Origin of the sequence: Clostridium zeae (assembly GCF_017312485.1) — a bacterium.
In the GTDB taxonomy this organism is placed as follows: domain Bacteria; phylum Bacillota; class Clostridia; order Clostridiales; family Clostridiaceae; genus Clostridium_AR; species Clostridium_AR zeae.
Genome location: NZ_BMBA01000009.1, coordinates 78657 through 104645, shown reverse-complemented (window position 1 = coordinate 104645; position 25989 = coordinate 78657). Strand labels below are relative to the sequence as shown.

Genomic DNA, 25989 nt, shown 5'->3' with positions numbered 1-25989 from the left:
ATATCTCTTAACTATTATTTTTTTCTTCATATATTGAATCACTAAGCGCTGCAAATTCAGCAATACTTAAAGTTTCGCCTCTTCTTTTAGGGTCTATTCCACTATTTTCAAATGCCTTTTCCATATGCTCTTTTGATAGACCTACACTTTTAACAGTATTCCATAAGGTCTTTCTTCTCATATTAAATGAACCTCTTACCACCTCAAAAAATAGTTTTTCGCTTTTCAAATCTACTCTAGGTTTTTCAAGTCTATCTAACCTTATAACTATTGATTCAACCTTCGGCCTTGGAATAAAGCAATTAGGTGAAACATATCTTACTATCCTTGTATCGCAATAGTATTGCACAAGAACAGATATAGAACCATATTCTTTACAATTAGGTTCTGAGTTTATTCTTTCTGCAACCTCTTTCTGAATCATTATTGTTAGAGATTTAAAGTTGTACCCTTCATTCAAAAGTCTTACAATAATTGGAGTAGTAACATAATACGGAAGATTCGCTACAAGCTTTACACTCTTCTCTTCACCTATCAACTCATTAAAATCAACTTTTAATGCATCTTTATGAATTAACTGAAACTTTGGGTTATCTCCAAGTTCATTTTGTAGTATCGGTACTAGTTCATCATCTAGCTCTATTGCAATTACCTTCTTTGCCTTTTTAAGAAGTTCTGCTGTTAGAGTCCCAACTCCTGGACCTATTTCTATAACTAAGTCATCCTCAGTTATTTCAGCTCCATCAACAATGTCCTGTAACACTGAATCATCTACAAGAAAGTTTTGTCCTAAACTTTTAGTAAACTTAAAATTATACTTTTTCACTAATTCTTGTGTCTTTATATCTTTTATATCCATAAAATTATTCTCCTATACTTAACTTTTTATCAACCTTTTTCATAGCTTCCACAAATTCTTCTTTAGTTATTCCATAATTATTTAATCTGGAAAGTAGTTGGTTTGCATTCCCGTACCCAATGCTAAGTTCTTTACCTAAAAGAGCTCTCCTATTTTTAGAAGCTCCATCACCAACTAATTTAAAATATAAAAGATCTTGAATACTAAACTCTTCCCTTTTTTCCTTTTGATTTGCCTTTGCTTCAGTTAATGCTCTTATTATAACCTCAGGAGTGGCATTTTCTACACCAATGTCACCATCCTTTGTTCCGTCTTCCCTTGCTATATAAGCATGTTTTATTCCTTCTACTCTCTTAGATATTATGCGTCTTATCTTTTCACCAGCAAAGTCCGGATCAGTTAACACTATTACACCTTGTCTTTTCTGTGCTTCTTTAATTCTATTTATAACCTTAGCGTTTATCCCAAATCCACCTACTGCTATAACTTCTGCATCTACAGCCTTTTTTACAGCAGTAACATCGTCTCTTCCCTCAACCACAATAACTTCTTTTATCACAAAAAGACTTCCTTTCCTTTTTAAATCATAATCTTAATTTAACCAGTTACGCTTCTTCTGTCAACTTTATAGGATCTTTTATTAAAGTTCTATATTAAACTACTTGTTAATAATAAATCTATTATGAATCAAAATACTATCCATATCCGAATTGCTTACAAAAGAAAATAGAGATAACTAGCCGTTATCTCTATTTCTTCATTATCCCTGACCTGGATAAGCAATAATATAAACATCTACGTTTCTTACACCCCACGAATTTGCATCACTACTTGAATTCATATAAAGATCTACCCTATTATTTTTAATTGCACCGCCAGTATCATGTGCAACAGCAAACCCATAACCAGGTATATAAACCTTTGTTCCTAAAGGAATTACCCTTGGGTCTACCGCAATAGTACTAGTTCCATTTGCATTTCTCTTAGGTGTGTTGCCTGTAGCTGTACTTCCACCTCCAGTGTAAGCAGTTGCTAACACTGAAAGTTTTTTCTTATAAGCAATTGAATCTCCTCTAGACAGCGCAAGAGTATTCATCGTACCCTTGACAACTACTTTATTCTGAGGATCCTTTACCACTTTTTCAGCTACTACTTTCTTACTTACCTCTTTGCCATTTTCAACGATAACTCTATAAGTAACTTCTTTTTCTCCAGGAACACCTTCCTGAACCGTTTTTACAACGCTTCTGTCTAGATTGTCATCATTATTGACAACAGTACTATAATCCAACTGTTGACTTTCCTTTACAACCTTAGACTCCACTCTTACAACTTCTATTTTCATTCCTGCTGTTATTTGGGTGTTTATTGCTGGAGATATCTTGTCGTATTCTGCAAGTTGTATCCCTTCAGCACTCAACATTTCATTTACGTTACCTTCGGCGGTTTGTATCTTTAGCTCTTTTCCATCAACTGCAACCTCTACATCAACTGCCTTTGTTATATTAATCTTTATATTACTCTTCACAGATTGATCTAAAGATGGTTGAATTTTGTCCTTAGGGCCTAGAACTATACCGTTATCGTGTAATGCCCCTTTAACAGTCCCTTTAAATGTCGTTAATGTCTGTTCATTACCGTCTATACTAACTATTACAGTCTTTCTCATGTTGCATATCACTATAACCAAGCTTGTTGCAATAACAAGCCCCAACACGATTTTTGCCTTAGGACCATTAGAAAAAATCTTTCTTAGATTGATTTTCATTTTTTCTACCATTTATTTTCCCTCCTTTGGCAAGAGCGTCTGTAGCATTATAACTTAAAATATCGATTTTTGTCAAATTTTAACCTCTTGCTTTTTTTGTTGACTGTCTAGAAATGCACCATCTGCATATTTTAAAGTAAATAATAATTAAATAAAATGAGAGCATTAGTGAGGAAACAGTCACTTTGGGGAGTATTTACAGATAAATGGCCCAAGTTTATTACTATATATATATATTAAATTCATCTTTTAGTTATTACTATTATTTTTATTTTCTGTTCCCATAATATGTAAAACCATAGAATATATTTTACCTTATTCCTATAGTTTTAGCAACTGTTTAATATTTTTTATAAATTGATCATTTATTTCTTTAGGATCTAATCCTTTTATATCTGCTAATTTTTCAACGATATATCTGATATAATCTGATTGATTTCTTTTTCCTCTAAAAGGTACTGGAGCCATATAAGGACAGTCTGTTTCAACTAACATCCTATCTAAAGGTACCTCATTAGCAACTTCTAATATCTTCTTAGCATTTTTAAAAGTAACTACTCCAGTAAAACCAATGTAGTACCCAAGTTTCAAACACTCCTTAGCAAATTCCACACTACCAGAAAAACAGTGTACTATACCTTTTACATTCATAAATTCCTTCATAATTTCTAGGGTATCTCCATGTGCCTCTCTGTCATGTATTATAACTGGTAATCCAAGTTCTTCTGCTAGCTTCATATGTGCTCTAAACACATTTTTTTGAACTTCTCTTGGAGGATTTTCTTCCCAATAATAATCTAATCCTATCTCTCCAATAGCTTTTACTCTTTTATTCTTGGCTAATTCCTTTATTCTTTCAAAACTACCTTCATTAAATTCATCAGCATTTTCTGGATGTATCCCTACTGCAGCATAAAAAATATCATATTGCTCTGATAACTTAACTGACATTTCAGCACCGTATAAAGAAGAGCCGCAATTAAGTACTCCGATTACACCGTTGTCTTGAATATCGGTTATAACCTTTTCTCTATCATCATCAAAGGATTTATCATCATAATGCGCATGGGTATCAAATATGTTAAATGCGAAATCACCCATAAATAGCCACCTCTCAAAATTTAATATATAAATTATTACATAAGATGTACAAGCTGTCAAACTAAGTTTTCAAATTATTCCATCAATTTGATCACATGTAAAACCATGTTATATCTAATTATTACCATATTTATATATATTTATACAATTATCTCATTAATTTCCTATACCCAACAGTATTGTCAGTAAGATTCCTAATCCCCCTCCTAAAGTTGGCCCTAGCCATGTAAGGGTAGAAAGTTGCCTCCTTGCTATATCCACTATTATTTTTTCAGCATAATCTACCTCCAAGAAATTGATTTGACCTTCTATAATTTTTGGGGTATCAATTATATGTATAATATTAGAACCTTCTTCATTAATGAATTTATCATATATGCTTTCCATTAAATTATATACTTCATTATTAAGGCTTCCATCATAACTATATAGCAACTTTGTTATTGAAGTATTAGATACTTCTTTAATAAGCACATCTGTAGCACTATATATCTTTTCTTCAAATGTTCCACTCATAACAAATGTTTTAATCGCACTTTTTATGTATTTTTCTATTCTATCTTCATAATTTTCAGCTAAAAGTATCAATATGTGATGATACGATTCAAAGCCATCTATCTTATCTAAAATCAGTTTTAATCCGCCTTCTAATACATCAGTAATTATTAGCTTTTCCACTGCTGAAGCAAATAATATGTCTATTAAGTTTTTTCTTGAATCTTGTGGAATGTCATAAAGTACATCTTTAACTTGCTTTTCTCCAAAGCTATAGATCATGGTTCCTATACAAGAAACCAATAAAATCTTATTATCATCATCTTCAAGATAACCGTCTATGACTTGTATAAACTTATCATAAACTGAATCTACATTTAAAACCATTGATACTAATGGATTCATGCCATACAAAACATCATTTTTTATTGCTTCTTTAAGCTTTTCCACTACTTTATCTTCCCTAAGTATAGATTGCAACTGCTTAGAAATAGCATTTCTTTCATTATAAATATATGTATTTATGGAACAGAAAACTTCTAACGGAACAATATCTTCTACCTTCATACCTTCACTAACCAAATACTCTAATGATTGATTAATATTATTATTAATATATTTCGCAATTTTAGATTTATCAATTACTTTTGGTATGTCATTAAGTACGTTATTGTAGAATCCATTTCCTGAAAACAATTCTTTTAGCATATTAGGTTTTTCTAACAAGGTTATATTAATTTCATTCATAATTACTTTAGATACTGAATCTATAAATTCTTCATTTCTAACTTTACTAAGCGCATACTTTGATGCTTTAACTTGAAGTCTAATCTTTAATTTTTTGTAATACTCTCCAATCTTATTTTCTAGAACTTCACCTATACTTTTATCCAGACTCTTAGCAGTGCCTATCTTTTCTTCAATCATATTCTTTAAGTGCTTTTTTATATTATCATCTCCTAGAGCACTTATAATAACATCATTAGTAAGAAGATGATTTCCAACAGTTTCGCCAACACTTCTAGAAATCCTCGCTTTTTCTTTAGGTATAAGCCCTGATTTAAAAGGTAGCTTAATACCAAATAGCCTTTTTTCATAGTGTGTTCTGAAAAGCATTTGTATAGCTACCCAATTTGTTATATATCCAACTATAGCTCCTATTAAAACTCCAAAAAAGTATCTCATATTAATCCTCCCTTACTAGAACTTATGAATTGAAGTTGTATATGTATATTACTTTAGTTATAATAACTATAATATATAGATGAACCACTTCATAATTAAATTTATATTTTCAAATTCTCCTCTAAGAACCCATAGGAGTTTTGAAAATAGATTTCTGATTGAAATGTTTCATCTTTAGATGAACTAAGTTTTACATATGATACTTTTTTATAAACTTTATCTTGTAAATAGTACATCTATTATGATTAACAATTATTTTGTATGGTTGGTGATATTATGAATGACACAGGTTCAATAATTATAAAGCTTCAAAAATGCAAGTTATTCTCACATTTTACAGAAGAAAATCTTAAATCAATTTTATCAAACAACAAAACATCTCTGAAGTCTTATACTGCCAATGATGTTATATTTATAGAGGATGAACCTTGCAATCATCTTAGTGTAATATTATCTGGAAAAATTGAGATACAAAAATTTGATTCAGACGGTAATGTTCTAATTGTTTCGACCATGGAAGATGGAAACGTATTTGGTGAAAATCTATTATTTGGAGATAGAAACCAATACCCTATGTCAGTTATATGCAAAGACGTTTCTGAAGTACTACATATATCAAAAGAAAAGGTATATGAACTTTGCGAAACAGATCACATTTTCATGTTGAAATTTTTTAGGATTCTTTCAAACAAAGCAGTTGCCCTAAGTTCAAAGCTTAAGCAAGTGAGCATGAAATCTCTCCGTCAAATGATCTGCCACTTTCTAATGGTTAAATATAATAAGTCGGAAATTTCTTTGATTCAATTGAATATGACTAAAAAAGAGTGGGCTGATAAACTTGGTGTTCAGAGACCATCTTTGTCTAGAGAACTAATTAAAATGAAAGAAGAAGGACTTATTGACTATGACAGAAAATCAATAACCATATTAGATATTGAGGCTATTGAAGCTGAAAGTTAATAGATCAGTTCATAATTTCTTTATTTTTTTGACATCAAATCGACATATTAGAGGAGTATATTTATATATGTAAAGTAGCTAAGCGCTAAATAATTTACCCCTTAAAACCATTTATAAATAGGCTAAAGCCCTTGAAAGTTTGTTCCCCTTACACAGACTTTTAAGGGTATTTTTTTACTGTATAGGAAGTATACAAATTTAAAACTATTGAAATCTAAAGATTTCAATAGTTTTAAAAGTTTTTAAGCTTATAGCCTTCCAGATTTTAATCTCATTACTTCATAGTCAATTGTCTTTTTATCAATTCTTTCGAATAATAATTCCAAATCATTTAACTTAATATCTTTTAACTCCTGAAAACTCCAATTAGCTTCTTTTATACCTAAAAATCCTCTGAGCTTTTCACACGAAAAAGGTATTATTGGATTTAATAAATTAGCTAGATTAACTATAATCTGAACACAATTATATAAAGTTTGTCTACACTTCTCTTCGTCTTCTTTAATAGTTATCCAAGGAGTTTCCTCATCAAAGAGCTTATTTCCCCTTTTCACTAGAGAAAATATTGTATTTATTGCATCTTTAAATTCACCATTTTCAATGCTTACTCCAGCATTTTTATACGTTTCCTCTATCTCTCTCTTTATTCTAGGATTTAATCCACAATTAGTTATACTTCCTTTATAATTTTTGTGGATGAAAGTTAATGTTCTGTTGATAAAATTACCGAATCCGCCTAAAAGTTCACTGTTATGTGAATTAATAAATTCCCTCCATGAAAAATCAGAATCCCTCTTTTCAGGCCCATTAACCATCAAGAAATATCTTATAGAATCCGGATTGTAATGTTCTATTATATACGGAACCCAAACAGCCCAATTTCGGCTGGTTGAGAACTTTTTTCCCTCCAGATTTAAATATTCACTAGAAATAATTCTAAGATTTACATCATCAAACCCAAGAGCAAAAAGTATTGATGGAAAAATAACGGTATGAAATGGAATGTTGTCCTTTCCATGAATTAAATAAATCCTACTATCCTTACTGTTCCAGTATTCATCAAGTAAATCTTTATTTCCGTTACAGCATTTAAGTGATGCAGAAAGATACCCCAGTACTGCTTCTATCCAAACATATATCTTCTTATCTTCAAAACCTTCCAAAGGAACATCAATTCCCCATTCTAGATCTCTTGTAACTGCTCTATCCCTTAGACCTTCATTTATATATCTTTCTGTCAGTTTTACAGCATTATCTCTCCATCCATGCTCTAAACTTAATAATTGCTTTAATTTATTGCCAAAGTTTGAAAGCTTAAAGAAAAGATGTCTACTTTCTTTAACCACAGGCTCTGAACCGCAAATTTTACACTTTTTATCTATTAGGTCTTCTGGATCTAGTATTTCAGAACATTGCTCACACTGGTCCCCTCTAGCTATTCCTCCACAATGTGGGCATATTCCTTCAATATATCTATCTGGAAGAAATTGATTACAACTTTCACAGTAAGTTTGCGCTACCAACTTTTCATATATATATTCATCTTCGTATAACTTCTTTATATAATCCTTTACTACCTTATGATGATTTATACTATCAGTCTTGGCATACAAGTCATATGATATTCCTAAAGAACTGAAGCAATGTTCAAATTCTCTGTGATAGTAGTCTGCAATCTCTCTAGGAGCTTTCTTTTCTTCTTTTGCTTTAATTGCAATAGGTGTTCCATGACAGTCGCTGCCAGAAACAAATATAACTTCGTCTCCTTTTGCTCTATGATATCTCGCAAGTACATCTCCAGGAATTACAGATGCTAGCCTTCCTAAATGTAATGATCCATTGGCATAAGGCCAAGAATTTCCGATAACTACTTTCATTAATATAAGCCCCCTTTATTAATAAACTCCTTATTCAATTACACATAAAGCTAAGTTATTGCTATTACGATTAACTTAAGTTAAAAACTCGCCTAACTATAGACGAGTTTTTAGTAATTTATAGATAAAAAATTTTATCTAACAACACTTCCTGTTTCAAGATTGCCTGGATCAACTACAAACAGCTTACCATCATCATCGGTAGCAGCTGCAAGAATCATCCCTTGTGAAAGCTCTCCTCTTAGTTTTACAGGTTTTAAGTTTGCCACAAGCACTATACTTTTACCAACAAGTTCTTCTGGTTTATAGTACTGAGCTATACCTGATACCACTTGTCTTTCTTCCCCACCTAAATCAACTTTTAGTTTCAATAGTTTTTTTGCACCTTTTACAGGTTCACAGCCTATTACTTTTGCAACTCTTAAATCTATTTTCTCAAAATCTTCAATAGTTATTTCTTCTTTTATTGGTTTCATTTCTTTCTTTTCTGTAGCTTTTAACTGCTCTTGTCTTAATGCTTCTAATTCAGATAGTTTAGCCTCTACATCTATTCTTGGGAATATAACTGCTCCTTTATTAACCTTAGTGCCTGCACTAGTTCCATCAAAAGCAGATAAACTATTCCATGTAGTTACTTCAGAATTTATTTGTTCATTAATCTTACTGCTAGTTGTTGGTAAGAATGCTGATATCATAACAGAAGCAAATCTTAAACTCTCTACAAGATTATATAAAACCGTTCCTAATCTCTCTTTCTTACTTTCATCCTTTGCAAGTATCCAAGGAGTTGTTTCATCTATATATTTGTTAGCTCTTCCTATCAAATCCCATATTGCCTCTAATGCTTCTGGAATCTTAAGATCATCAATTGCAGCTTGAACTTTAACTGGAGTAGCTAAAGCTAAATTTATTAATTCATTATCAATATCTTCCTTTGCAGTTGGCGCAGGTATTACACTATCAAAATACTTCTCTATCATAGTGATAGTTCTTGATAAAAGATTTCCTAAATCATTTGCAAGATCTGAATTTATCTTCTTTATAAATATTTCATTATTAAATAATCCATCAGACCCAAATGGTATCTCTTTAAGAAGATAGTATCTTACTGGATCCACTCCGAAGCTGTTTACAAGAGCTACTGGATCAACTACATTTCCTTTTGATTTTGACATTTTTCCACCATCTACAAGAAGCCAGCCATGACCAAATACTTGTTTAGGTAGTGGTACTTCAAGAGCCATAAGCATAATTGGCCAGTAAATTGTGTGGAATCTTAAAATATCTTTTCCAATTAAATGTACATCTGCAGGCCAAAATCTTTCATACAATGATGTATCTTCATTGCCATAACCTAAAGCTGTTATATAGTTTGAAAGCGCATCTATCCATACATATATTACGTGTTCGTTATCAAAAGTTACTGGTATTCCCCAGTTAAAACTTGTTCTAGAAACACAAAGATCCTGTAACCCTGGTCTTAGAAAGTTATTTAGCATTTCATTTTTTCTTGATTCCGGCTGTATAAACTCTGGGTGGTCTTCGATATGCTTTATAAGCCTATCAGCATACTTACTCATCTTAAAGAAATAAGCTTCTTCTTTAGCCTTTTCTACAGGTCTTCCACAATCCGGACACTTTCCATCAACAAGCTGAGTTTCTGTCCAGAAAGATTCACATGGTGTACAGTACCAACCTTCATATGAGTCTTTATATATATCACCTTGATCATATAATTTTTTAAATATATCTTGAACAGCTTTTATATGGTAATCATCAGTGGTTCTTATAAATTTATCATAACTTATGTCCATGATTTCCCACAGACTTTTTATACCTGCAACTATTTCATCAACATATTCTTTAGGTGTAACCCCTTTTTCTTCTGCTATTCTTTGAATCTTTTGTCCATGCTCATCTGTACCTGTAAGGAACATCACATCATATCCAGTAAGCCTTTTAAATCTCGCAAGAGCATCTGCTGCTACTGTAGTATAGGTGTTCCCTATGTGTAAATTTGCAGATGGATAATAAATTGGTGTAGTAATGTAATATGGTTTTTTGCACATATTTATTTCCTCCTAATGTATATTATTTAGTTATAGTATTTCCTCTATTATTCCATAAATCTTTATTATGATAAGAATAATTTTAAAAAGGAAGTTCCCTCTCAAGTTATCTTGTTATGATAAAAATTTATAAAACAAAAAACCTCTGCATAGACAACTCATGTCCATGCAGAGGCGAATTCACGCTGTACCACTCTACTTCATATCTATCTCACAATAGATACCTTAATAAGTGACTCCACTAAAAAGTTTTTATCACCTTGCAATATAACGGTTGCTACCGTACCTTCTTAAAAATTCAGAAAGCCTGCTCCGAGTCCATATTCATGAAACTTTTTGTCACTGGCTTTCACCTGGCCCAGCTCTCTTTTAGACAATCCATATCATTACTCTTCTCTTCAATGCATTTAAATTATTTCTATATATTATATTAGTTTACATTAAAAACAATGTCAATAATTTTCTTATTTTATAATCCATCAGCTAGTTCTTGTAGTTCACTTTTATTTATACCTTTAATCCCCAAGAATAAATACACAAGTCCTAACACAAATAAAAGTATACTTGAGCCTGTAAAGCTTATTCCAAATAGAGAAAATAGTGCACTTATAGCTACAGAAGGCGTTGTAGCGTATAAGCTTAGTTTAAATCTTTGTCCAAAAGTTGTTTCACCCTTAAATATTGTTCCTATTATCGCAACAATCAAAGCTCTAAAATACAAACCTATTACGAATCCAAAAGCTAATATTGCAAACATAGCACTTGATATAGCACCATGAGAATCTAAAATTCCACCAATATCGTTTTTACTAAAATCCATGTTTAAGGTAGAATATTTTTGTTCTAAAACAACTGTTCCTTCCGATTTAACTATTACAGTATCTCTACCAAAGATTAGGCCTGATTTATATTTATCTGCCAAAAGCTTTATATCTGAAGTATTATCTAAAACAAAAGTCCCACTGTCTCTAACTATTTCAGAATTTTTATTGTTAGAAATCTCTAGCTGTCCATTTTTAATTTGGAAGTCTGGAATCTTTTCATTATACTCTATTGATAGGTCCTTCATTGTACTATTTACCTTGTAAGCAGGATATGCAAATGCTACTATTGAAAAAACTAACGCTAGAATTATACTATATAAGAATGACTTTCCAGCAGACTGCTTTCTGAAAATAGCATAACTCTTAAAATCGTAAAAACTTTTGATAAATCCCTTAAAAATATTCATTATTATACCACCCTTTTTCTAAATCTATACTATCATTCTAGACCAGAAAACTTAAGTTCATCTTAAGATAAGTTAATATCTGTCTTAAACTTACATATTTGTTACTATATTTGAAATGCTTCAAAGCTCCCATCAATAAATGTGGGAGCTTCAAGCTTACCATTAATAATCAGCCATAGTTACTACTATGATTTATTTAAATAAATCCTTAAGATTCTCTAACGACATCTCCTTAAGTACATTGTATTCATTGATATCTTCACCAATTATCTTCTCTATAACTTTTTTCTTTCGTCTTTGCAAGTCATATACTCTTTCTTCTATTGTACCTCTAGTTATGAGCTTAATTACTTCAACGGTATTTAATTGACCAATTCTATGAGCTCTATCAGTTGCCTGCTCTTCTATTGCAGGATTCCACCAAGGGTCATAATGCACCACAACTTCAGCACCAGTTATATTAAGTCCTGTTCCTCCAGCTTTAAGGGATATAAGAAAAACTACAGAATCTCCATTGTTAAATTCTTTAACTAATTCTGTTCTCTCTCTTATAGCAGTGTCGCCATCTAGATATAGGTAATCTATGTAATTGTCTTTTAAATGAAGTGCTATATTTTTTAACACTGTTGTAAACGAAGAAAACACTAAAACCTTCTTACCGTTTCCTCTTGCATTCTCAATTATATTCATTAATGCTTCTAGCTTACCATTTTGTCCTTTATATCCTTCTACTAGGACTGAAGGATCGCTACAGATTTGTCTAAGTCTTGTTAACGCTCCAAGAACTTTAATCTTTGGCACATCTATGCCTTGTTTTTCAAATTCTCTTAATGCCGCCTTTGAGTAAGCTGCATATATTTTCTTTTGCTTATCTATCATATCTACAGAAATCGAATACTCAATTTTAGGTGGTAGTTGCTCTAAAACCATATTCTTTGATCTTCTTAGTATAAATGGTTTTATCTTTCTGTTCAGTTCTTCTAAAGCACCAGTATCTCTATCCTTCATTATAGGAGACTCATATCTAGTGGAGAAATTCATCTTATTCATAAGATATGAAGGCATTACAAAATCAAATATAGACCACAAGTCTCCTAGATTATTTTCTATTGGAGTTCCAGTGAGTGCAAATCTTGTGGTTGCTGTGATTTTCTTTACACTCTTTGCATTTTGTGAATTATAATTTTTTATATTCTGAGCTTCATCAATTATACACACAGAAAATTCTTTATCATCATAAAGTTCTATATCTCGTCTTAAAAGAGCATATGAAGTCACAATAGCATCATATTGCTTATATTCATTAAGGATACTCTCTCTAAATCTTTTGTCACCTTGAATCACTGCAACCTTCATATCTGGTGCAAACTTTTCAAATTCATCCTTCCAATTATATACTAAGGAACTAGGTACAATTATTAAAGAAGGTTCTTTCATCTGCAGAGAAGACAAGAAAGCTATAGTTTGAAGAGTTTTACCAAGTCCCATTTCATCAGCAAGTATACCTCCAAACTTAAAGGAATGAAGCATATTAAACCATTTAAACCCATCTTTTTGATAATCTCTCATTACAAAATCAAATTTGTCTGGCATATTAAAATCAGATATATCCATACTTTTAGTCTTTGAGTACAACCTATCAAAATCTATGGTATTTTCTATGAATCCTAGATTATTTTTTTCTATAATGTCTCCTATGTAATATCCTTTATAGGTTGGAACCTTGAAGCTACCACTAGTAAGTTCATCTTTTTTAACCTCTGCATAATTAATTATTTCTTCTAGCGCTTTTAATTCTTTCTCCTGAAGAGTTATGAAATTACCATTTTTAAGTTTATAATATTTCTTTTTCTGTTTTATGGACGTAAATATATGCCATAATTCTCTGTTATCAATACCTTCTATTGAGAAGTATATTTCTAATAATCCTTTATCACTTATTCTAATGGCTCCCTTATAGCTATTAGGAGTATATACCTTTAAACTCTTAAAACTCTCCGAATAGTATACCTCTCCAAGATCCCCCAAGGTTACTACTCCCCATCTTAAGAATCCTACTATCTTTTCTTCATCTTTTAGAACCAATCTTTCTTCAGAAACAAAACCATAACTATATACCTTCTGAAGAATTTGCTGTTCTTTTATTCTATCTCTAATAACCTCTTTATAATCATCTGTTTGTTCAAAAGAATCAAACTCGTCTTCACCGTAGCAAAAGTGCACATCTAAAAATATATCTTCATTATCCCTATCAATATAAAACTTAACTTTTAAAGGCAGTACACTAAGTTCTCCCTTAGAAATTTCATCTATATTTACAGTACCACTATGCTTGTTTAACATTGGTAACACTGTAGACATAAGATTATTTTTATCTCCCTTACCAAAGGTTATATAATCTTCTTTCTTTAAAATATCAATTATAGGTCTAAGAACTTTTATACTTTCCTCATCAGGAAGATATATATTATTATTTAAATATAAAATATCACCTTTAGAGGTTAACGCTTGTGGTATACTTTCACCATAAGATAATCTTATTGTATCTTTATGAGAATTTAATACAAAATTCATAGGATTATTTTCTTTAACAACCCTTACATCACTATATTCCCGGCCATTAATTGTGCAATCAACACACTCATCACTCAATATGCTAAGAACTCTTTTTAATTGAGTTAAAGATAAATACACTCTTCTGCCTTCTATCAGTCTCATATTGGGTGTAGTGTAATTATATAAACTTCTAGTGAGCCTATCGTTCTCATCTATTTCTTTAATAACATCTATAATAGCTTTGTGTTTATCAGAGAATAGATGAATGTCTCCACAAAAATCGAAATTCTTAGCAACACTTATCTTTTTCCTATTGTCATAAGCATCTAAAAAGTCTTTTATATCTCTTACTAAAAAATGCTTTTCCCTGCCAATTTTAATTTCCATTGAACTTTCAACTAAGCTGCTTTTATTAAACTCAAGCTTAACCTGTAAATTAAGCATTTCTTTTTCTCTACTCTTACCAGATAATAAATTCATTTCACTAATAATTCTTTGAACTTGAATATTACTTTTCTCATAAGCTATGTCTTTCTGCTTTTCTCTAAAATATTTTACCATTACAGCAGCAATATGTTCACATATACCTTTTCTTCTATAATCATTATGAAAGAAATTACAGTTGCAATTGAAGCTTGTAAAACCAACATTGTCATTTAGAGAAATACGTATATTATATCTATCTTTATTAACTTTTGACTTAACAAAAGTTTCTATAAAATATGAATTAACTCTATTGCCTTCTGAAGATTTTATATTAATAGCGAATTCCTCAACTAGCCCAGCTTCATAATGTTGTATTCCTTTCAAATATTGTTTTTTGTCACCGTAACTTAATATAGATTTTTCTTCCATAATTATAGCTATTCTCCGTTCTAAGTTTTATATCATATTATTTTCTTATTTTACAAAAACTTAAGTTATATTGCCTTGAAAATCATACATTTACGCCCTTCATATATCTTTAACAGCATTATACTTTGAATAAAGAAAAAAATATACTAATTATTTGATGAATATTTCTAGATATTATTCTAAAAATATACTATTGTTACCAAATAACTCTAGAAAAATATCGTATTTTATGTAAGAATAATAATTATTAAATATAGTATAATTTTCCTTTTAAAATAATAACTTGAAAGGCGGTATTCTATGAGGGAAAAAAAAGAGAAAAAATTTAAGCTATTTAATAGATTTAATTCAATCATAATTATTATGCTTATTATTTTTGTATGTATAATATCCAGATTGATATATCTTCAAATATTTAAATATGATTATTACACTGACAAAGCTAATACACAGGCTAGAAGATCTCTCCCTGAAAAAGCTCCTAGAGGAAAGATCTATGACTCAAATGGAAATATATTGGCTGATAATAAAACTGTATATAATCTTACCTTCACTACAACTGATGACTCCTCCAAATATTTTTACGATACTATGAAAACGGTATTTAAATTATTAGACGAGCGAAAAGATGAACAACAAGACAATTTCAATTTAAAAATAGATAACAACGGTAAACCATATTTTGATTTTAGTGGTAATTCAGACGATACAAAGAAAGCTCAAGAAATACGATTTAAAAGAGATCGTGGACTTAATGATGTCGCAAAAAGAAGTATTCCTGAATTAAAAAACAAACAAGAACTTACAGATGCCGATGAAGATAAAATAAATCAAGAACTGCTTAAAATCAATGCTGAAGATACTTTTAACTACCTTCTAAAATTTTATACCATGTATGATATATTAAACCCAACTGCTAAAGAAAAACAAAACTATAAACAGTACTATACAAATAAAGAAATAGCAGACGTGTTGCTGAAGAAATACTCTATAAAAGATTTAAGAAGGTTTATGATTGTTAAAGATGCCATAAAGATGCAGAGTTACTCTGGTTTCAAACCAGTTACTATAGCATACAATATCCAAAAGGATAGTTCCTACATATTCTATCAAAAGCTTAGTGATCTACCTGGCATAGATATATCTGTAGAGCCAATGAGAACCTATCCCTATGCAACTGACTATAACTTAGCCTCTGGAGTAATAGGTTATGTATCCTCTATAGATAGCAGCAAGAAGGATCGCTATGAGGAAAAAGGATATGATCTATCCACTGACCTAATTGGTAAAGCAGGCATTGAATCCTCATTCGAGTCTGTTCTTAAGGGAAATACTGGAGAAACCGTAGTAAAGGTAAATTCTCAAGGCAGAAAAACAGAAGAACTCTTTAAATCTGAATCTAGTCCTGGAGAAAATGTATTTTTAACCCTAAACAAAAACATCCAATACTCCGTAGAACAAACCCTTAAGGATAGATTAAACTATGTAGCTACTCAATATGTTGATCAACAGGAAAAAAAGAGCAACTTCAATGCTACAAGAGGAGCTGCCATTGTACTTGAGGCTAAAACTGGAAGAGTACTTGCTTTATCAAGTTATCCTGGATACGATGCAAATATAATTTCTGACCCTAATGCACTTACTCCTGAAATATCTAAACAATATTTCTCACCTGACTATGATAAGCTTGGTCAAGAGTTTATCAATAAGCATCATTTAAATAAAACCGTAGATGAGTTATTTCCAAAGGATAAGAATGGTGTTAGACAGGATAAGTATGATCTTTTACCTAAACCATTTTATAATTATGCTACCATGGGACTAATCCCACCTGGATCTACGTTCAAACCTCTAACTTCATTAGCAGGACTTCAAGAAGGAGTTATAGACTCACGAACAACAGTTAACGACAGTAGTCAAGTTTATACAAATAAACTATTAGGGACTCAGCAGTTTAAGGATGATGGAGTACATGGTACTGCAGTAGACATAAAAAAAGCCCTCGCAGCTTCCTGTAATATTTTTTATTACGAGACTGGAATGAGATTGTATGAAAAGAATGGAACTAATATAACTGCACTAGATAGCCTCGCAAAATACGCTTGGCAGCTTGGTATGGGAAACGATCCAAACAGTAAAACAAAAGGAAGCACTGGAATAGAAATTGGTGAAAGCTTTGGTCAAACTTATAATTATCAGTATAATAAGGATCAGACCTTAATGTATGGAAGATTTGATCTTGTAGAGGCTCTCGGAGCAGGAAACTATGGAGGCAGAAGTTTTGTTGCTCTAGACATAGGTAATAAAGATGATGATAGCGATGAATTAAAAGCAACAAAGCAAAAATTCAAAGACTACATTTTTGATTATCTAAAAAATAATAAAGGTTCTACCCTTACTGGAGTAAACCAATTTATAAAAGGCTTAGATCCTCTATTGGATCAGCTTCAGAAGGATTCTAAGATATTTAGTGATAACATAAAAAAATATAATGAATCAGGCAAAAAATATTCTAATGCTAATGTAAAAATTGCTATAGAACAATTCATCTATAATGAAAACGCTCTAATCAATACACCTGCCCAACTAGTTTTAGCTTCCATAGGACAGGGCGTTAATAACTTTTCTATAGTTCAAATAGCAAATTATCTAGCTACAATAGTCAATGGGGGAACAAGATATAAGGTTCATTTAGTAGATAAAATAACTGATTCAACTGGCAAAGTAGTTCAAGAATTTAAACCTGAAGTACTAAATAAAATAGATATAAGTCCTACTAACTTAAACTTGATAAAGAAAGGTATGGAAATGGCAAATACAGATGATTTAGGTACTGCAAGTTTAGTATTTAAAAACTTTCCAATCCCTACTGGAGGTAAAACAGGTACTGCTACCTACAATGAACAGCTTCAAGATCAAATAGGAAGAAGTGCTTATGGAGTATATATCTCTTGCGCTCCTATAAATGATCCTGAAATTGTTGTTGCTGTTGTAATGTATGATGGAGCACATGGTTTCTTAGGTGCCGATGTAGCAAAGGCTGCTTATGAAACATATTTTAAAGATAGACTTCAAAAAGATTATCCGAACTATCAGCCAGCTTTCCCTTATACTTTTAACTCACCAGTACCTGATAAAAAAGACGATACCGTGACTAAATAAAAAAACAGTCTATATCATGAAATCATCTTATGATATAGACTGTTTTATTTTAAGTTACCTGACCTTATTATAGATATTAGAAGCCATAAAGCAAAAATCCCTGATGCAAAATACCCCGTTATTCCTATAATTGATATATCTCTTATTCTAGGTCCAACATTAGAGCCAGTTATTATTGATGATCCAATAATCATTCCTGCTACTATGAGACCGAAAACTAATCTATTTATCATCTTATTTAAATAATCCACAGATTTTCCCAAATCAGGAATCTGAAGATTAACCTTAGCTCTCCCTTGTATTACACTATCAGAGAGTTCAACTAGCTTTGAAGGGATTTTAATGCTATCTCTTAGTATAGAATAAGCATTAATTGCAAAATCATCACTAGTCAATTTATTTAATATATAATATTTATTCTTAGACTTAACAAAAGGTATAGCCACATCTAATATATTCATATCTGGAGCAATCTCAGCTATTACTCCCTCCAATATAACCATTCCTCTAACAAGGATCACAAGTTCAGTTGGTAACTGTATATTATTTCTTTCAGCAATATCAAAGACTTCTCTTAGCAGAGTTGATATTTTTATATTTTTCAGAGATGTAGATAGGTAATTTGATAGTAAATATTCTATATCGGTATATAATATATGTTTATCTACCCTATCTTTTTTTACTCCTACGGTCATTATAAAATCTATTATCTTATCTATATCTTTTAGAGCGATAGCAACCATTGCATCGTTAAGAGAATCTCTTATAGAATCTGCTAATTCTCCCATAAGCCCAAAATCAATAAAACATATCTTCCCATCTCTTATGAGAAGGTTGCCAGGGTGTGGATCAGCATGAAAGAATCCATCATTAAATATCTGTTTACAATATGATAGAGCCAGTTTTTTTGCTATATCTGTACGGTCATATCCTTCTTTAACTATACTATATATATCATTAATCTTAAAACCTTGTATATTCTCCATAGTAAGTACTCTTGTTGAAGTAAATTGTTCAACAACATACGGTACAGACACGCACTTAACTTCTTTATTTAATTGTCTAAATCTATCAATATTATCCTTTTCTCTTTCAAAATCCAACTCTTTGCCAGTTGCATCCATAATTTCATTCAATGCTTCTACTGGATCGATAAGCATACCATTAAATTTTGTCTTAGTTAACTTTACAAGTCTCTTTAGAATAGATATATCAAGTTCCATCTTTTCACGAATATTTGGTCTTTGAATCTTTATAACAACTTCTCTTCCGTCTTTCAAAACCCCTTTATGTACTTGAGCAACTGATGCTGATGCTAGAGGGACGCTTTCTACATATAAAAAAACATCATCCATGCTTAGGTCAAACTCCTCTTGAAACACCTTTGCAATAACGCTAAAAGCCTCCCAAGGTACTTCATCTTGTAGTTTAGAGAGTTCTTTTGTATATTCTTCATCTAACAAATCAGTTCTTGTACTGAGTATCTGACCAATTTTTATAAAAGTTGGTCCTAGTTCAATAAAAGCTTTTCTAAGATTTTCAGGAGACTTATTATCAGACGGCTTCATTGCACTATTAACCAAGAAACCAAAGCCATAGTAAGCAAACACCTTTATTATTTCCCTAAACCTTTTTAGCGTTTCTTTTCTCATAGTTCACCTCAATGTTATAAAGGTAAATGGAGGTTAATAACCCCCATTGTTTTATTTATTCTTCTTTGCCCTCATCAAGCTTTTCCATAAGTTCCGAAAGTTTAGACTCTAAAAATTCAACCCTATCCTTTAGACTGTCAAATTCCATTCTAGTAGGAATATCTCTATCCTTTAAATCTGAATTTAACTCTTGTTTAGTAAGTGGTCTAATATCATCAATTTTGTCCATAACCTTATTAGTTGTAGTTGAAGCTTTTCCTTTAAAATCTCTCATTAACTCTTCCGATAATTCTTTACCTTCATCTACTGTTATTTTTCCCTTTTCGACCATTTCATTTACGATCTCATTAGCCTTTTCATAAGTGGTTGCTACTGCACCCACTCCAGCTAGCATAACCTTTTTTAGTTCATTAAACATATAACCATCTCCTCATAAATCAAGTTTTCATTTTAAACTCATTAGAGCATTTTCTACAAGTCACAACTATCTTCCCTTTTCCTTTTGGAAGCCTTAACTTTTGACTACAATTAGGACATTTTACTATTTTGTAATTTTTTCTTTCGTTGTACCACGCAGATGCCTTATTTCTATAATTGCCAAAACTAAAGCCTTTATTACCATATGAACTTCTATTTCCATAATTATTTCTATTATTAATCAACTTTCCTAACTTACTTCTTAAAAAGCTTTCAAATCTTAGTGCCTCGTTGCTCCTTTTTGTTATATCTCTTGAGAAAGCTCTGTAAAAGCCATATCCTATCAAAAGCAACCCCAACCCATACGTAATCACATTATGCCATAGAGAAAACATTAGTCCTAACAAAACTAATATTTTAGACAAAAGATCAAAACCATATCTTCCCTGAAAAAAGCCCATAAAATTTCCTCCTATAAGCAAGCAGCTAAAAGTTTCATATATTTAAAACCACTTAGCTGCAATTCATCTCACTTGTTATATTATTTATTTGTAATATAAATTTATCATATTGTATTAATTGATATTATATATTTGAAGTTTTATCTATTACTCATAAACCTCTCAATATCTTCCACTGATTTTATCATAGCTTTAGTAAGAACCTCATTACCATTTTTTGTTATTAGCACATCATCTTCTATTCTTACCCCAATGCCTTCCTCTTCTATATATATTCCTGGTTCTACTGTATATACCATACCAGGTCTTAAGTCTACATTTCTCTCACCAACATCATGTGTATCTAATCCTAGTCCATGACCTATACTATGCCAATAGTAGTTTTTAACATCTTTTTTATCTTTTATAAGTCCTAACTTAATACATTCTTCTGCTATCAAATCAGTAGCTTTATTATTTATTTCCCGGAAATTCACACCTGGTTTTAATGCCTCTATGATTGCTTCATTAACTCTAAGTACAGCTTCATAAACAGCCTTTTGTCTTTCAGTAAACCTTCCGCTTATAGGAAAAGTTCTAGTAATATCTGCATTATAATAATTATATTGAGCACCTAAGTCGAATAATATAAGATCATCTTCATTTATAGTACTATTATTTTCAACATAGTGCAGAATTGTTGCATTTTTCCCTGCTGCTGCTATTGTCTTAAATGCAAAATCTTTAACACCATTTTTCTTTAAATGGAAGTCAAAGTATGCTTCAAGTTCATATTCCTTTAAACCTGACTTTGCATTTTTCATAAGTGAGTTTACACCTTCTATAGTTATATCAATGGCTTTTTTCATCTCTTCAATTTCTTCAGGAGCCTTTATAGTTCTAAGCTCTGAAATTAATCCATACGCATTTTTTATAGTTATATAAGGATATCTTTTTGATATATCCTGGCCAAACTCTTCTGATATGGTAATTCTGTCTTCAAAACTTCTTCTTTCCAAGTCTAGATAAAAAGCTTTTACCTTTCCTGAAGATAACTTTTGATTTATAGTGCTATTAAAATCTTCTAAATATAAAACTGTTTCAATCCCTGACAGCTCAATAGCTTCAGATTCTCTTACAGTCTTGCCAACCCATTTTTCTTTAACTGGATCTGGTTTTTGTATAAATAAAATTTCCTCTTCAACCCCATTTGCTTTGAAAAGCACTACCTTATGTTTTTCTTCATTTATTCCAGTAATATAATAGAAATTTCTATTTGGAGTAAATGGATATATTTCATCAGCTGTTTTTTTAGGTGCTTCTCCAGCTAAAAGTACAACCATTGCTCCATCTTCAAGTTTATCAAAAAGTCTCTTTCTATTATTTATAAAAATATTTTTCTTCAACCAAATCACTCCTCTTGCAATTAACTTTAACTATAAGTAACCAATCAATATCCCAATTAAAATTTCTGAATATTTAAAGTTAACTGATAATCTTATATTTATTGTAATTATATCACAAATTATTCCATAGCAAATAGTTTTACCTTAATAACCCCTTTTAAACAATCTATTTGCTTTATTAGTGCTTTTACATCAATTTCAAGTCCAGATATGTCAACAGTTATGGTGGCAATAGCAATCATATTCATAGGTATGTCTTGATTTATTGTAAGAACATTACCCTTCATCTCTGCTATCTTATCTAAAACCTTCGATAATATTCCAGCCTCGTGACTCATGCTAACTGCAAGAGTTATCTTTTTTGAATTGATACTTTCACTCATCGGGAACACATGATCTTTATACTTATAGTAAGCACTTCTACTTATCCCAACTTGCCTTATACCCTCAGTAATATCCTTTACTTCTCCTGTATATAAAAGTTCATTTACTTTTAAAACCTTTAAGAATATTTCCGGAATCACTCTTTCACTGATCACATAGTATATATCCCCTGCCATATGCTCCACCTTCTTTATATTATATATTTACAATTATAGCATATAAGGACGATATTTAACAAAATTCATATATATATCAATTTAAATCTTATATTTTCTTAATAAATTTCCACATTTTTTATAAGATTAATTTTCATATACAACAAAAAAGCCTCTAATACATAAAAATTCTCGTAAGTTATACGCCTACGAGTTACTCTTGATTGGATATTTTATAGCTTTTATAGATTTGTTGATGTTTCTTTTTTCTATGCTATTAAATTATAAAATAATAATAAGCAACTATCACAAAAGTAGCTAAAACATTGAGTGATAAATTTAATAATGCTTTAAGGCTTGACATATTTACCTCCATTTTTCAATTCTAAAATTAGATCAAATAAATATTAAGTTGTCTATCCATAAAAACAAATACTTATCAATGCATTTGCTAATCCAAATAATACTCCATAACTAATATAACTGAGATTATACTTATCATTTATTAAGGTAATTACCATAAAAGTACATATAAAAGCAATTCCGCTGTACATGCTCTTTCTTTTCAATCTATTGATGAACCTCTGTATAGGAATGAATAATTTTAGAATACTCCTATTTAATGTAGAAAATATCTTTGAAAAAATAACTGTTGAAAGGGTTACTGTAATCATTAATTTTAAACATAACACAAATATTTCCATACTATACCTCTTAATCTTTTAATTTTACCTACGCCATAATAATACTAACTTAATGCTATCAAATTAATATAGGTATTGATATTTTTATATACTGAAACATACAATTTCACTTCTAACCGGATCGTAAGCTATATAACTACTTATCATGTTTTAATTTTTTCTAATAAATCTTTTACATAAGTTTTTGATAAGTAACAAGTCTGTCCATTTTTCATATAGATAAGCTTTTCTTTCTTGTTTACTAAATCAATATTATCCGTATTCACAATGAAAGATTTATGGCACTTAATAAAGCTTTCATCTAAACATTCCTCTACATCTTTTAACTTACTATAAAATTCTTTACATCTATTAATACAGTTAACCTTAAGTTTATTTTTAATTGCCGTAGTTTCAAAGAATAATATGTCTTTAAACTCAATCTTTGTTATAGACTTTCCATCTCTTATTATAAAAAACTTTTTATTTTCGTCTCCCCCAAGAGACCTTTTTTGTATCTTTATTAAAGCATCTTTTAAATCCTTAAACAGATTGTCTCTCGAATCCTTAACTAAATAATCAAAGGCTTCTACCTTATATTTAAATGTTAAGTAGGCAAGCTCCGAATGACTAGTGATAAATATTAAGTAAGATTGTGAATCCTTATTTCTTATTTTATCAGCCAATTCTATTCCGTTTATGTTAGAATTAAGATTTACATCTAATATGTATAACTTAACTTCTGAACTTTCATCAGCAATCTTTAAGACATCATGAGGGCTATCTGTAGACATATAAATATTCATCTCTAGATTATTTTCTTTTATTATATAATCTATATTCCTCAATATATCTATTCTTTGCTTCTCATCATCTTCACATAATATTATATTCATATACTTTATTCACCAGCCTTTCTTGCACTCTTAACTTTAATTATGTTACAGTATTTAACTTAAAGACATAACGCCATATATTATTTATATCCCTATAGCTTTCCTGTATGATTTCTAAGGATACGATAAAAATTAATCAAGAAGATAAGGCATAAGTAATTATCTTAAAACTTAAAAATAGTATAAGTAAACTTCAAATATACAGACTTTATCAATGTTAATCCAATACAATTATATTAATAATTTTATTATATGTAAATATATGTTACACTTAGTATCACCATTTTATAAATCAAAGCTCTATGATTCAAATTTATAGACTACTCTTCTGGGTCTTAACTAGCTTTATTGGTATCTCTTAAACTTCAACAATACGTTTAATTTAACTCCACCACTTAATTATAAGTACTGTGATATAATTATTATGATTTTTTATGAGAGGAGAGTTATATGAAAATATATAAAAATACTATTATAGATGTATTGAATATAGCCTTACCGGCAGTAGGTGAAATGATTCTGTATATGATGATTGGTGTATTTGATACTATGATGGTAGGAAAATATGGTGGCAATTTAGCTGTAAGCAGTGTAGGACTTGGCAGTGAAATAATATATACCTTTTCTAATATACTTGTGGCCAATGGAATATCAATAGGTATATCTTCTTTGGTTGCAAGAAAAATAGGCGCTAACAAGCTTGATATGGCTGAAGAATACGCAACTTTGGGCTTTTTAACTTCAGTAATAATTTCAATATGTGTTTTTGCTTTTCTTTTCTTTAGTTCCTCATTGTTGTTTAGAATAGTAGGGGCTGAAGAAAATATCATACACCTAGGTACTCCTTATATGAAAATAGCCTCTATAGGCATTACCTTTAATATGTTTATGAATAGCCTCAATGCTTCCCTAAGAGGCTCTGGAAATACTAAAACACCTTTAATAGCTTCTATAATAATAAATATAATAAATATATCTTTAGATTATATTTTAATCTTTGGTAAGCTTGGCCTACATCCTATGGGAATTATGGGCGCAGCAATTGCAACTACTTCTGCACAAATTGTAGGTTTTATTTTTATACTATTTTATATGTACAGATATTCTGAAATAAAAGTAAGATTTAAATATATAAGGCAATTAAACTATTCAATGTTCAAAAGTCTTATGACTTTGTCCATTCCTTCCGCGCTTCAAGAGGGCGCTTTTAGTATAAGTAGGCTTTTAAGTAATTTCTTTATAGTTTCCTTAGGAAGTTTTGCTTTCGCAGCTAATCAAATAACAACATCTATAGAATCAATATCCTTTATGCCTGGATGGGGTTTTGCTGTTGCAGCCACAGCCTTAGTTGGAAAAAAAATTGGCGAAAGAGATTATAAAAAAGCCAAAGAATATGCTTATTGTTCTATATTTTTAGCTACACTTATTATGCTAATCTGCTCCATATTATTTTTAGTTATTCCTAGATTTTTAGTTTCTCTATTTATAGCCTCAAGTGAAAAATTTGTTATAAACGAAGCTATTATTTGTCTCATGTTAGCATCAATAGAGCAGCCATTTATGGCTTTATCTATGGTTGCAGGAGGAGTTTTAAAAGGTTCAGGAGATACTAAGACACCTTTTAAAGTATCTATGTTCTCCAGTTGGGCCATTAGGCTTCCTCTAATGTTTATAGTAATTCATATCTTTAAACTGCCTGTTACATACGCTTGGCTAATTACAGGTATACAATGGGTCGTTGATGGTTCTATAATCTTCATATTATTTCGAAGACGTTTTAGTGCGTTATAGATGAATTACTTCATAATTAACTTAATAGAAAAGGATACTAGAAATAA

At 30.6% G+C, this 25989-nt stretch carries 19 protein-coding genes and 1 other annotated feature; of the genes, 3 read left to right on the top strand and 16 right to left on the bottom strand.

The genetic code is table 11. From position 1 onward, the window contains the following. Window positions 1-7 precede the first annotated feature (7 nt). From rsmA to J3477_RS23185, 5 genes are all read right to left on the bottom strand, one after another. Complete coding sequence (gene rsmA, locus J3477_RS23205) at window positions 8-859, bottom strand: 16S rRNA (adenine(1518)-N(6)/adenine(1519)-N(6))-dimethyltransferase RsmA (protein WP_206872620.1); 852 nt, start codon at window positions 857-859, stop codon at window positions 8-10. Between the two features lie 4 nt (window positions 860-863). Next, on the bottom strand, window positions 864-1418 hold the full coding sequence (gene rnmV / locus J3477_RS23200) for a ribonuclease M5 (RefSeq protein ID WP_206872619.1): 555 nt from the start codon (window positions 1416-1418) through the stop codon (window positions 864-866). A gap of 201 nt (window positions 1419-1619) precedes the next feature. After that, window positions 1620-2639 carry a resuscitation-promoting factor gene (locus J3477_RS23195; RefSeq protein WP_206872618.1) on the bottom strand — a complete coding sequence of 340 codons (1020 nt, stop codon included), beginning with the start codon at window positions 2637-2639 and terminating at the stop codon, window positions 1620-1622. A 309-nt stretch (window positions 2640-2948) separates the two neighbouring features. After that, the gene (locus J3477_RS23190; protein ID WP_206872617.1) at window positions 2949-3728 is read right to left on the bottom strand and encodes a TatD family hydrolase; all 780 of its coding nucleotides are present in this window, start codon (window positions 3726-3728) and stop codon (window positions 2949-2951) included. Between the two features lie 156 nt (window positions 3729-3884). Continuing rightward, window positions 3885-5408 carry a DUF445 family protein gene (locus tag J3477_RS23185; RefSeq protein WP_206872616.1) on the bottom strand — a complete coding sequence of 508 codons (1524 nt, stop codon included), beginning with the start codon at window positions 5406-5408 and terminating at the stop codon, window positions 3885-3887. 276 nt (window positions 5409-5684) lie between these two features. Between J3477_RS23185 and J3477_RS23180 the strand changes: the two genes are divergently transcribed. Beyond that, window positions 5685-6368, top strand: coding sequence for a Crp/Fnr family transcriptional regulator (locus tag J3477_RS23180; protein ID WP_206872615.1), 684 nt, complete (start codon window positions 5685-5687; stop codon window positions 6366-6368). 248 nt (window positions 6369-6616) lie between these two features. Here the strand turns inward: J3477_RS23180 and metG (J3477_RS23175) are convergent, their stop codons facing one another. The 4 genes from metG (J3477_RS23175) to J3477_RS23160 all read right to left on the bottom strand — a co-directional run bounded on the left by metG (J3477_RS23175) (window position 6617) and on the right by J3477_RS23160 (window position 14956). Then, window positions 6617-8245, bottom strand: a complete 1629-nt coding sequence (gene metG, locus J3477_RS23175; protein WP_206872614.1) for a methionine--tRNA ligase — start codon at window positions 8243-8245, stop codon at window positions 6617-6619. Window positions 8246-8379: 134 nt separating this feature from the next. After that, a complete protein-coding gene (gene metG, locus J3477_RS23170; RefSeq protein WP_206872613.1) occupies window positions 8380-10314 on the bottom strand; it encodes a methionine--tRNA ligase in 1935 nt (644 codons plus the stop codon). 167 nt (window positions 10315-10481) lie between these two features. Further along, window positions 10482-10725, bottom strand: a binding site (T-box leader). A 58-nt stretch (window positions 10726-10783) separates the two neighbouring features. Further along, window positions 10784-11545, bottom strand: a complete 762-nt coding sequence (locus J3477_RS23165; RefSeq protein ID WP_206872612.1) for a DUF1189 domain-containing protein — start codon at window positions 11543-11545, stop codon at window positions 10784-10786. Window positions 11546-11737: 192 nt separating this feature from the next. Further along, a complete protein-coding gene (locus J3477_RS23160; protein ID WP_206872611.1) occupies window positions 11738-14956 on the bottom strand; it encodes an SNF2 helicase associated domain-containing protein in 3219 nt (1072 codons plus the stop codon). Window positions 14957-15256: 300 nt separating this feature from the next. Between J3477_RS23160 and J3477_RS23155 the strand changes: the two genes are divergently transcribed. Continuing rightward, complete coding sequence (locus J3477_RS23155; protein WP_206872610.1) at window positions 15257-18118, top strand: penicillin-binding transpeptidase domain-containing protein; 2862 nt, start codon at window positions 15257-15259, stop codon at window positions 18116-18118. 44 nt (window positions 18119-18162) lie between these two features. Here the strand turns inward: J3477_RS23155 and J3477_RS23150 are convergent, their stop codons facing one another. The 7 genes from J3477_RS23150 to J3477_RS23120 all read right to left on the bottom strand — a co-directional run bounded on the left by J3477_RS23150 (window position 18163) and on the right by J3477_RS23120 (window position 24151). Next, window positions 18163-19770: an ABC1 kinase family protein gene (locus tag J3477_RS23150; protein WP_206872609.1), complete on the bottom strand. Its 1608-nt coding sequence runs from the start codon at window positions 19768-19770 to the stop codon at window positions 18163-18165. Between the two features lie 55 nt (window positions 19771-19825). Continuing rightward, on the bottom strand, window positions 19826-20188 hold the full coding sequence (locus tag J3477_RS23145; protein ID WP_206872608.1) for a phasin family protein: 363 nt from the start codon (window positions 20186-20188) through the stop codon (window positions 19826-19828). 19 nt (window positions 20189-20207) lie between these two features. Beyond that, window positions 20208-20648, bottom strand: a complete 441-nt coding sequence (locus tag J3477_RS23140; protein WP_206872607.1) for a hypothetical protein — start codon at window positions 20646-20648, stop codon at window positions 20208-20210. 140 nt (window positions 20649-20788) lie between these two features. Continuing rightward, window positions 20789-22033, bottom strand: a complete 1245-nt coding sequence (locus J3477_RS23135) for an aminopeptidase P family protein (protein WP_206872606.1) — start codon at window positions 22031-22033, stop codon at window positions 20789-20791. A 119-nt stretch (window positions 22034-22152) separates the two neighbouring features. Further along, complete coding sequence (locus J3477_RS23130) at window positions 22153-22593, bottom strand: ACT domain-containing protein (protein ID WP_183279349.1); 441 nt, start codon at window positions 22591-22593, stop codon at window positions 22153-22155. Between the two features lie 395 nt (window positions 22594-22988). Beyond that, window positions 22989-23276, bottom strand: coding sequence for a hypothetical protein (locus J3477_RS23125; protein WP_206872605.1), 288 nt, complete (start codon window positions 23274-23276; stop codon window positions 22989-22991). Between the two features lie 143 nt (window positions 23277-23419). Continuing rightward, window positions 23420-24151 carry a LytR/AlgR family response regulator transcription factor gene (locus J3477_RS23120; protein WP_206872604.1) on the bottom strand — a complete coding sequence of 244 codons (732 nt, stop codon included), beginning with the start codon at window positions 24149-24151 and terminating at the stop codon, window positions 23420-23422. Between the two features lie 450 nt (window positions 24152-24601). Here J3477_RS23120 and J3477_RS23115 point away from each other — a divergent pair, with 450 nt between their 5' ends. Then, window positions 24602-25942 (top strand): MATE family efflux transporter, encoded by a 1341-nt coding sequence (locus J3477_RS23115; RefSeq protein WP_206872603.1) that lies wholly within the window; start codon window positions 24602-24604, stop codon window positions 25940-25942. Window positions 25943-25989: the final 47 nt, after the last annotated feature.

What these genes read in the sequence shown, in the direction of transcription:
- rsmA (WP_206872620.1), bottom strand. Translation starts at nt 859, where the DNA reads ATGGATATAAAAGATATAAAGACACAAGAATTAGTGAAAAAGTATAAT.
- J3477_RS23195 (WP_206872618.1), bottom strand. Translation starts at nt 2,639, where the DNA reads ATGGTAGAAAAAATGAAAATCAATCTAAGAAAGATTTTTTCTAATGGT.
- J3477_RS23190 (WP_206872617.1), bottom strand. Translation starts at nt 3,728, where the DNA reads ATGGGTGATTTCGCATTTAACATATTTGATACCCATGCGCATTATGAT.
- J3477_RS23185 (WP_206872616.1), bottom strand. Translation starts at nt 5,408, where the DNA reads ATGAGATACTTTTTTGGAGTTTTAATAGGAGCTATAGTTGGATATATA.
- J3477_RS23180 (WP_206872615.1), top strand. Translation starts at nt 5,685, where the DNA reads ATGAATGACACAGGTTCAATAATTATAAAGCTTCAAAAATGCAAGTTA.
- metG (WP_206872614.1), bottom strand. Translation starts at nt 8,245, where the DNA reads ATGAAAGTAGTTATCGGAAATTCTTGGCCTTATGCCAATGGATCATTA.
- metG (WP_206872613.1), bottom strand. Translation starts at nt 10,314, where the DNA reads ATGTGCAAAAAACCATATTACATTACTACACCAATTTATTATCCATCT.
- J3477_RS23165 (WP_206872612.1), bottom strand. Translation starts at nt 11,545, where the DNA reads ATGAATATTTTTAAGGGATTTATCAAAAGTTTTTACGATTTTAAGAGT.
- J3477_RS23160 (WP_206872611.1), bottom strand. Translation starts at nt 14,956, where the DNA reads ATGGAAGAAAAATCTATATTAAGTTACGGTGACAAAAAACAATATTTG.
- J3477_RS23155 (WP_206872610.1), top strand. Translation starts at nt 15,257, where the DNA reads ATGAGGGAAAAAAAAGAGAAAAAATTTAAGCTATTTAATAGATTTAAT.
- J3477_RS23150 (WP_206872609.1), bottom strand. Translation starts at nt 19,770, where the DNA reads ATGAGAAAAGAAACGCTAAAAAGGTTTAGGGAAATAATAAAGGTGTTT.
- J3477_RS23145 (WP_206872608.1), bottom strand. Translation starts at nt 20,188, where the DNA reads ATGTTTAATGAACTAAAAAAGGTTATGCTAGCTGGAGTGGGTGCAGTA.
- J3477_RS23140 (WP_206872607.1), bottom strand. Translation starts at nt 20,648, where the DNA reads ATGGGCTTTTTTCAGGGAAGATATGGTTTTGATCTTTTGTCTAAAATA.
- J3477_RS23130 (WP_183279349.1), bottom strand. Translation starts at nt 22,593, where the DNA reads ATGGCAGGGGATATATACTATGTGATCAGTGAAAGAGTGATTCCGGAA.
- J3477_RS23125 (WP_206872605.1), bottom strand. Translation starts at nt 23,276, where the DNA reads ATGGAAATATTTGTGTTATGTTTAAAATTAATGATTACAGTAACCCTT.
- J3477_RS23120 (WP_206872604.1), bottom strand. Translation starts at nt 24,151, where the DNA reads ATGAATATAATATTATGTGAAGATGATGAGAAGCAAAGAATAGATATA.
- J3477_RS23115 (WP_206872603.1), top strand. Translation starts at nt 24,602, where the DNA reads ATGAAAATATATAAAAATACTATTATAGATGTATTGAATATAGCCTTA.